Origin of the sequence: Rathayibacter sp. AY1C5 (assembly GCF_002931705.1) — a bacterium.
GTDB lineage: Bacteria > Actinomycetota > Actinomycetes > Actinomycetales > Microbacteriaceae > Rathayibacter.
Genome location: NZ_PSWD01000031.1, coordinates 21,559 through 29,569 on the forward strand (window position 1 = coordinate 21,559; position 8,011 = coordinate 29,569).

Genomic DNA, 8,011 nt, shown 5'->3' on the forward strand with positions numbered 1-8,011 from the left:
CGGGGCCGGACGGCTCGCAGACTTCCGGCATGACGAAGCAGCTCCCCGGCGACGGCCGGACCGTCGGCGTCGCGACCGCCCTCGCGAGCGCCCTCTCGAATCAGCTCGGGGCGGCCTCCGGGACTCTGGCCTTCCCGGTCCTGGGATCCGTCGGAGTGGTCGCCGTCCGGCAGATCGTCGCCGCGCTGATCCTCCTCCCGGTCGTGCGGCCGCGGATCCGCGACCTGACCCGCGCGCAGTGGTGGCCCGTCCTGCTCCTCGCCGTGGTGTTCGGAGCGATGAACCTCACGCTCTACGCGGCCATCGACCGCATCGGGCTGGGGCTGGCGGTGACCCTGGAGTTCTGCGGGCCGCTGGCGGTCGCGCTCCTCGGCTCCCGGAGCAGGACCAGCGCGCTCTGCGCCCTCGTCGCCGGAGCGGGCGTCCTCGCGATCGCCGGGCCGAGGCCCTCGTCCGACCAGCTGGGGATCGCGCTCGGTCTCGCGGCCGCGTGCTGCTGGGCCGCGTACATCCTGCTCAACCGGATCGTCGGACTCCGGCTGCCCGGAGCGCAGGGGACCGCCACGGCGACCGGGATCTCCGCCGCCGTCTTCCTGCCCGTCGCCGTCTGGACGCTCGTCTCGACGCGCCCCGACGCGGGCACCGTGCTCCTGGCGGTCGGCGCCGGCGTCCTGGCGACGGCCGTCCCGTTCGTGGCCGACGTGATCGCGCTCCGGAGGCTCCCGGCGAGCGTGTTCGGGACGCTCATGAGCGCCAACCCCGTCCTGGCCGCCCTCATCGGCGCGGTCGTGCTCGGGCAGGACGTCGGCGCGGCCGGATGGATCGGGATCGCCCTCATCGTCATCGCGAACGCGGCGGTCCTCCGGCGGGGGCGTCGCGCGCGGTGAGGCCCGGCGGCGGGCCGAGCGAGAGGTGATCCCGTCGAGATGCCGCCGCTGTGCGTTACCTGTTCGTTATGAAAAAGGCGCCTACACGACCAAACCAGGGACACCCTGGGAAACGGCAGGTCGCGGGAGAAAACTCTCCTCCATGAACCAGACAGCGGCACCCGTGCGCGAGCATCGAGCTCTCTACTTCCTGCTCGCCGCCCTCGCGGGCATCGTCACGGGCGGAGTCCTCCTCGCCGTCGCCGAGCTCATCGCCCTCGCGGTCGCCCGCACCGCGAGCCCCGTGCTCGCGCTCGGCGCCTTCATCGTCGACATCGTCCCGCGCCCGCTCAAGGAGTTCGCGATCGAGACGTTCGGCGAGAACGACAAGACCTTCCTGCTCGGCAGCGTGGGCGCCGCGGTCGTCGTCGCCGCCGCGATCGCCGGAGTGCTCCAGCTGGTCCGCCCGCCGCTCGGCCAGGTGCTGCTCGTGATCGCCGGCGGCCTCTCGATCGCCGCCATCGTGACCCGCACCGGAGCGTCGCCGCTCGCTGCGGTGCCCACGCTGGTCGGACTCGTCGTCGCCGTCGTCGTCATGCACCTCCTCTTCACGCGCCTGCGCGGCTGGCGTGCGGCCCGGGCCTCGGAGGCCAGGGGAACATCCTCCGAGGCCCGTCCGGGCGCCCTCGAGCGCCGCGGCTTCTTCCGCATCGCGCTGATCTCCGCCGTCGGTGCGGCCGTCGTCGGCACCGGTGCCCGCCTGGTCAACGCGGCGACCTCCTCCCTCGCCGGTGTCCGCGACGCCCTGCGCCTGCCGTCCCCGCGCAGCACCGTCTCGGTCCCCGCGGGCGCCGAGCTCGACATCGAGGGCATCACCCCGCTCTACACGCCGAACGCCGACTTCTACCGCGTCGACACCGCCCTCACCGTGCCCAACCTGGACCCGTCGGCCTGGTCGCTGAAGATCACCGGCATGGTCGACCGCGAGGTGACGCTGAACCTCCAGCAGATCTTCGACATGGGCCTCGACGAGTACGGCATCACCCTCACCTGCGTCTCGAACCAGGTCGGCGGCAACCTCGTCGGCAACGCCAAGTGGCTCGGCGTCCCCCTGCGCGACGTGCTGAAGATGGCCGGCGTGCAGAGCGGAGCCGACATGCTCCTCTCGACCAGCAGCGACGGCTACACGGCGTCCACCCCGATCACCGCGGTCACGGACGAGAACCTCGACGCGATCCTCGCCGTCGGCATGAACGGCGAGCCCCTCCCGTTCGAGCACGGCTTCCCGGTGCGGATGATCGTGCCCGGCCTCTACGGCTACGTCTCGGCCACCAAGTGGCTCACCGAGCTCAAGGTCACCACCTTCGAGGCCGACCAGGCCTACTGGACCCCGCGCGGCTACTCCGCCGAGGCCCCCATCAAGATGTCCTCGAGGATCGACACCCCGCGGATCGGCGTCCCCGTCACCTCGGGCGCTCTCAAGATCGCGGGCGTCGCCTGGGCGCAGAGCATCGGCATCGAGAAGGTCGAGGTGAGCATCGACAACGGCGACTGGCAGGAGGCGACGCTCTCGACCCCGGTCAACCTCGACACCTGGGTGCAGTGGTTCGTCGACTGGGACGCCCAGCCCGGCTCGCACTACGTCGCGGTCCGCGCGGTCGACAAGAACGGCATGGTCCAGATCGAGGACCGCGCGCCGGTCGCGCCCGACGGATCCTCCGGCTGGCAGCGCACGCTCATCAACGTCACCTGACGCCCTGCGGAGGCGCCGATCCCCGGGGGTCGGCGCCTCCGGTGCGTCCGGCGTCCGTCGCGACGACGCCCCCGCAGTGCGGACGGCCCTGACGCGACGTCGCCTCCGCGGCAGGCACCGCGGCACGTCCCGGCCCGGCGCGCAAGCCTCCGCGGCGGCGCAGCCCGCGAGGAGGCGCCGCTCTAGCCTTCGAGGATGCGCTCCCGGCTCCTCCACCTCCGCGAATCCTTCTGGTTCCTCCCCGCCCTGTTCGGCGTCCTCGCCGTCGGGCTGGCGCTGGGACTGGTCGAGGTCGACCACCTGCTGGTCCGCGCCGGCGTCAGCGACATCCCCCTGATCGAGGACCTGTCGCCGACCGGCGGCCGGGCGATCCTCTCGGCGATCGGCGGGACGATGCTGGGCGTCGCCGCGACCTCGTTCTCGATCACGATCTCGGTGCTGGCGACCACGTCCTCCGCCTACGGGCCCCGGCTTGTCCGCAACTTCATGGCCGACCGCGGCAACCAGGTCGTCCTGGCGGTGCTCACGTCCACGTTCCTGTACTCACTGATCGTGCTGCGCGCGGTGCACACCGAGGAGGACGCGTCGCTGACGTTCGTGCCGGTGGTGGCCGTCTCGTTCTCGGTGCTGCTCGCGGTGGGCGACGTCGCGGTGCTCGTCTACTTCATCCACCACATCGCGCTGTCGGTGCAGGTGACGACGCTGCAGCAGCGGGTGCTCGGTGAGCTCGTCGACGTGATCGAGCGACTGCATCCGGAGGACGGTGAGGAGCCGGTGGACGCGGAGGAGGCCCTGCTCGCGGAGGAGGCCCTGCCGCCGGCGGGGCGCGAGCCGGTCGTGCTGCGTGCGGTGCGCGGGGGCTACGTCGAGCAGCTCGAGGTCGAGCGGCTGGTCGCCCTGGCCCGCCGCGGCGACGCGCGGCTCCGGGTGCTCGCGCTGCCCGGCGACCACGTCCTCGTCGGCGACCCGGTGCTCGAGGTCCTGGAGGGGTCCGTCGCCCAGGAGGAGGCGGTCGCCGCGGTCGTCGTCGCCGACGCGCGCACCCCGCACCAGGACCTCCGGTACGCCGTCCAGCAGGTGGTCGAGATCGGAGTCCGCGGGCTCGCGACCGGCACGAACGACCCGTACACCGCGGTCGGCGCCGTCGAGGCCCTGACCAGCGCGCTCGTCGACCTCTGCGGCCGGCCGGAGGCGCGCGGCCGCTACTCCGACGCCGACGGAGTCGTCCGCCTGGTCGTCCCATGGCCTCGGGCGGGTGAGCTGCTGGCCGACGTGTTCCTCGCGCTGCGCTCGTACGCGATGGAGCAGCCGCTCGTCGTCCGCGCCGGCGTGCGCCTCGCCGAGCGGCTCGCGGTCGTCGCCCGCGGCGGGACCCGCGTCGAGCTGCACCGCCAGGTCCAGGCGTTCGCCGCCGCGCACGCCGCCGCCGACGGCGACGCCCTCGAGGCGCCGGCCCTGCGCGCGTCGCTCGCCGCGCTCGAGGCGCGCCTCGCGGCCTGAAGCCGGCCTGCCCGATGCTCCGGGAAGCCGCACCGCCCATGGAGTGCTCGAATCGATTCGAGTAGGCTCGGCGCATGACAGAGAACACCACTGAGCTGCGCGTGGGGGTCGTCGGCCTCGGCTTCGCCGGCACCACCCACCTCGACGCCTTCCAGTCCCTGCCCGGCGCCCGCGTCGTCGCGCTCGCCGGCCAAGAAGAGGCGCGCCTGCACGAACTCGGCGCGACCCGCGGCGTCCCCGACCTCTACGCCGACTGGGAGGAGCTCGTCGCCCGCGACGACCTCGACGTCGTCTCCATCGGCGTCCCGAACCACCTGCACCACCCGATCGCCGTGGCCGCGCTCGCGAGCGGCAAGCACGTCTTCTGCGAGAAGCCGCTCGCCACCACCGCCGAGCTGGCGGCCGAGATGGTCGAGGCCGCCCGCACGAACGACCGGGTGCTCGAGATCGCGTACAACCACCGCCGCCGCGCCGACGTCGCCTTCCTCCGCGACTACCTCGACGACGCGCCGCTGGGCGACGTCTACCACGCCCGCGCGAGCTGGCAGCGGCGCACCGGCATCCCCGGCATCGGCTCCTGGTTCACCAGCAAGGAGCTCGCCGGCGGCGGCCCGCTCATCGACCTCGGCTCCCACGTGCTCGACATCGCGCTGCACCTGCTCGACGAGCCGCGCGTGACCAGCGTCTCGGCGGTCGCGTACGGCGAGATCGGCCGCTCCGGCCGCGGAGGGCGCCCGCACGGCGTCGCCGCCACCGGCACGCACGCGTTCGAGGTGGAGGACTTCTCGAGCGCCCTGCTGCGCCTCGACAACGGCCGCTCGCTCCAGCTCGACGCCTCCTGGGCCAGCTACTCGAAGGTCGACGAGGACATCGAGGTCGAGCTGCTCGGCTCGGCCGGGGGCGCGCGCCTCCACATCGCCGACTACGCCACGGAGGGGACTCTGACGCTCTACTCCGAGGTCGCCGGAGCGCCGACCGTCTCGCACCCCGACGTGAAGGTCCCCGCCGGACACCACCGCTCGGTCATCGCCGAGTTCCTGGAGGCCATCGCCTCGGGAGCCGACGCGCCCGCGGGCGGCCCCCGCTACTCCGGCCACTACGGCGAGTACGCGCTGCACCGCAGCCGGGTGGTCGACGCGATCTACCGCTCCGCCGCCGAGAAGCAGGAGGTGGCGGTCGCATGAGCGCCCCGATCGAGGTCCTCGTCTGGAACGAGTTCCGCCACGAGACCCGCGGCGACGAGACCGTGCTGCGCCACTACCCGGACGGCATCCACCGCGTCATCGCGGACGGGCTCGCGGAGTCGCTCGGCGACGCCGTCTCGGTGCGCACCGCGACGCTCCCCGAGCCCGAGCACGGGCTCACCGAGGAGGCGCTCGCGACGACGGACGTGCTGCTGTGGTGGGGGCACATCGCGCACGAGGAGGTGTCGGACGAGGTCGTCCAGCGGGTTCTGCGACACGTGCAGGAGGGGATGGGGATCCTGGTCCTGCACTCGGGCCACTACTCGTCGATCTTCAAGGCGCTCATGGGCACGACCTGCTCGCTGAAGTGGCGCAACGACCGCGACCGCGAGCTCGTCTGGACGATCGCGCCCACGCATCCGATCGCCGAGGGCGTGCCCAGCCCGCTGATCATCCCCGAGCAGGAGATGTACGGCGAGTACTTCGACATCCCGGTGCCGGAGGAGACGGTGTTCCTGTCGACGTTCACCGGCGGCGAGGTGTTCCGCTCCGGAGTGACCTACACCCGCGGCCTCGGAAAGGTCTTCTACTTCTCGCCCGGCGACCAGGACTACCCCGTCTACCACCACTTGGACATCCGGCGCGTGCTGGCGAACGCCGTCCGCTGGGCCCGCCCGACCCGGCCGCGCACGCCCCTCACGGCCGACCACCACCCCCGGGGCTGGTTCGAGTCCTGACGCGGGCGCTCCCGCGCCTCCGTCTCCCTCTCCGCGAGGTGCCGCTCCGGTACGCGACACGCCGTGCCGGGCGCACCGACGTGGCGTCTCGCGGGGAGGTACTGGGGGGATGCAGCAGTCGGAGGGGCGCGAGCCGGACGAGGTGCGCCGGTACGGGGAGGCTCCGGAGCAGATCGCGGACGTCTTCCGCGGGGCGCCCGGCGAGGCGCGCCGGCCGGTCGTGCTCGTGCACGGCGGGTTCTGGCGGGCGCGGTGGGACCGGCGGCACGCCCGGCCGCTCGCGGCGGCACTGGCCGACCGCGGGCACGACGTGCTCCTCCCCGAGTACCGGCGCGCGGGCGACCCGGGAGGCGGCTGGCCGGGCACCGGCGACGACGTCCTGGCCGTGCTCGCGGCGCTCCCGGCACTGCTGCCCGGCGCCGGACCGGTCGCCCTCGTCGGCCACTCCGCCGGCGGCCACCTCGCCGTCTGGTCGCAGGCCGCCCGTCCGTCGCCGCACGTCGCCGCTGTGGTGGCACTGGCGGGCGTGCTCGACCTGGCCGCCGCCTCCGCCGACCGCCTCAGCGACGACGCCGTGGGGGAGCTCCTCGGCGGCGACCTCGCGCTGCTCCCGGGCGCCGACCCCGCGCAGCTGCCCGCGCCGCCGCAGCCGACCACGCTGATCCACGGCGTACTCGACGAGGACGTCCCCGACGCCTACAGCCGCCGATACGCCGACCGGCACCCCGCCGTGCAGCTGCACGAGCTCGCCGACGCCGACCACATGGCGCTCGTCGATCCGACGACGCCCGCCTTCGCGATCCTCCTCGCCGCGCTCGCCTGACGCGCGATCGCACCCCCTCGCCCGTCGGCGTGCGCTGGGGACGGATCGCGACGCACCGCCCGCCGACGCGCGACGGGGACAGGCCCCCTACAGGACCGGCGGGTACAGGAAGAGCGGGACCTGGGCGGTGGGGAAGGTGCGGGTGACGTAGCTGTGCTTGCCGCCGTAGTTGTACTCCTCGAGGAGCACGGTGCCGTCGTCGTTGACCTTCTGCACGTACGAGACGTGGTTGTAGGTCCACCACGCGACGCAGCCGACGATCGGGACGCTGCTGGTCGCCCAGCCCTTCGCGGCCCAGTTGTCCGGCCACTCGTAGGCGCTGCCGCCGAGCGGGGTGATGTTCCCCCACGTGTACTTCCACGGCGCGGAGGTGCGACCGGCGTCGCGGTTGAGGCGCCAGGCCACGAAGTCGACGCACTCGCGGTAGTAGTAGCCGAGGGGCGAGAGTCCGCCGCCGTCGTCGTCGATGGTCTCGTAGGGCCACGGGTAGTCGTCGCCGACCGCGCGGGTCTGCACGGTCGAGAACTCGCCGCCGTTGGATCCGGAGAGCACGGCCGCCTGGCGGCTGGCCTCGTCGAGCTGCGCCTGGGTCGGTGCGGCGAAGGCGTCGCGGACGGCGGTCTGGCCGGCGGCGTCGGAGGAGACGGTGAGGTTCTGGAGGCCGACCCGGTTCGCGGCGGCGCGGCCGGTCGCGGTGGCGGAGGAGCTGCGGGCGCCGTACGCGGGGATCGCGGCCGTGGCGAAGAGGCCGCCGACCACCGAGAAGGTGCCGAAGGCCAGGGCGCGGCGGCTGAGGCCACGGGCCCGGGCGGATTCGGCGACGCGGGGAGCGACGGGGCGGGAGGCGGACGCGCGACGCGGAGAGGTCGGGATCGACCGGGAGGCGGGGGAGGCGACGGCGGGGACCTCGACCGACACGGTCGGAGCGGGCGCCACGGCCGATGCGGCGTCGACGGTGGTGTCCGCGGAGTCGCCAGCGCCTGCGGAAGCGGCGGAGTCGTCCGATCCGCTGCCCTCGACCGCGGCACCGGCGGTCGCCGCGCCCGTCTCCGCCTCGGCCCGGGCCGCACGGCGCTCGGCCTCGCGGGCCTCGCGCCGGGTCGGGGGTGCAGTGGTCGGGGTGCCGGCACTCTCCTCAGGGGTGGGAA

General features: G+C 73.8%; 7 protein-coding genes. 6 read left to right on the forward strand and 1 reads right to left on the reverse strand.

The annotated features are described in order from the left end of the window. Positions 1 to 29: 29 nt before the first annotated feature. The 6 genes from C5C57_RS15575 to C5C57_RS15600 all read left to right on the forward strand — a co-directional run bounded on the left by C5C57_RS15575 (position 30) and on the right by C5C57_RS15600 (position 6,863). Positions 30 to 887 (forward strand): DMT family transporter, encoded by an 858-nt coding sequence (locus C5C57_RS15575; RefSeq protein ID WP_104248206.1) that lies wholly within the window; start codon positions 30 to 32, stop codon positions 885 to 887. A 142-nt stretch (positions 888 to 1,029) separates the two neighbouring features. Then, the gene (locus tag C5C57_RS15580; protein ID WP_104226578.1) at positions 1,030 to 2,619 is read left to right on the forward strand and encodes a molybdopterin-dependent oxidoreductase; all 1,590 of its coding nucleotides are present in this window, start codon (positions 1,030 to 1,032) and stop codon (positions 2,617 to 2,619) included. 195 nt (positions 2,620 to 2,814) lie between these two features. Then, the gene (locus tag C5C57_RS15585; RefSeq protein ID WP_104248207.1) at positions 2,815 to 4,119 is read left to right on the forward strand and encodes a DUF2254 domain-containing protein; all 1,305 of its coding nucleotides are present in this window, start codon (positions 2,815 to 2,817) and stop codon (positions 4,117 to 4,119) included. A 74-nt stretch (positions 4,120 to 4,193) separates the two neighbouring features. Continuing rightward, positions 4,194 to 5,303, forward strand: a complete 1,110-nt coding sequence (locus tag C5C57_RS15590; protein ID WP_104248208.1) for a Gfo/Idh/MocA family protein — start codon at positions 4,194 to 4,196, stop codon at positions 5,301 to 5,303. Then, entirely contained in the window at positions 5,300 to 6,040 is a 741-nt protein-coding gene (locus tag C5C57_RS15595; RefSeq protein ID WP_104297834.1) for a ThuA domain-containing protein, read from the forward strand. The genes C5C57_RS15590 and C5C57_RS15595 overlap by 4 nt, the downstream gene beginning before the upstream one ends. Positions 6,041 to 6,149: 109 nt before the next feature. Continuing rightward, positions 6,150 to 6,863, forward strand: a complete 714-nt coding sequence (locus C5C57_RS15600; RefSeq protein WP_104297835.1) for an alpha/beta hydrolase — start codon at positions 6,150 to 6,152, stop codon at positions 6,861 to 6,863. Between the two features lie 87 nt (positions 6,864 to 6,950). On the opposite strand, the gene C5C57_RS15605 is transcribed toward C5C57_RS15600, so the two are convergent. Next, the coding region (locus C5C57_RS15605; RefSeq protein WP_104297836.1) for a CHAP domain-containing protein at positions 6,951 to 8,011 on the reverse strand (1,061 nt) is incomplete at its 5' end.

Bases quoted from the DNA above. Each gene is read 5' to 3' on its own strand.
- C5C57_RS15575 (WP_104248206.1), top strand. From the start codon at position 30: ATGACGAAGCAGCTCCCCGGCGACGGCCGGACCGTCGGCGTCGCGACC.
- C5C57_RS15580 (WP_104226578.1), top strand. From the start codon at position 1,030: ATGAACCAGACAGCGGCACCCGTGCGCGAGCATCGAGCTCTCTACTTC.
- C5C57_RS15585 (WP_104248207.1), top strand. From the start codon at position 2,815: ATGCGCTCCCGGCTCCTCCACCTCCGCGAATCCTTCTGGTTCCTCCCC.
- C5C57_RS15590 (WP_104248208.1), top strand. From the start codon at position 4,194: ATGACAGAGAACACCACTGAGCTGCGCGTGGGGGTCGTCGGCCTCGGC.
- C5C57_RS15595 (WP_104297834.1), top strand. From the start codon at position 5,300: ATGAGCGCCCCGATCGAGGTCCTCGTCTGGAACGAGTTCCGCCACGAG.
- C5C57_RS15600 (WP_104297835.1), top strand. From the start codon at position 6,150: ATGCAGCAGTCGGAGGGGCGCGAGCCGGACGAGGTGCGCCGGTACGGG.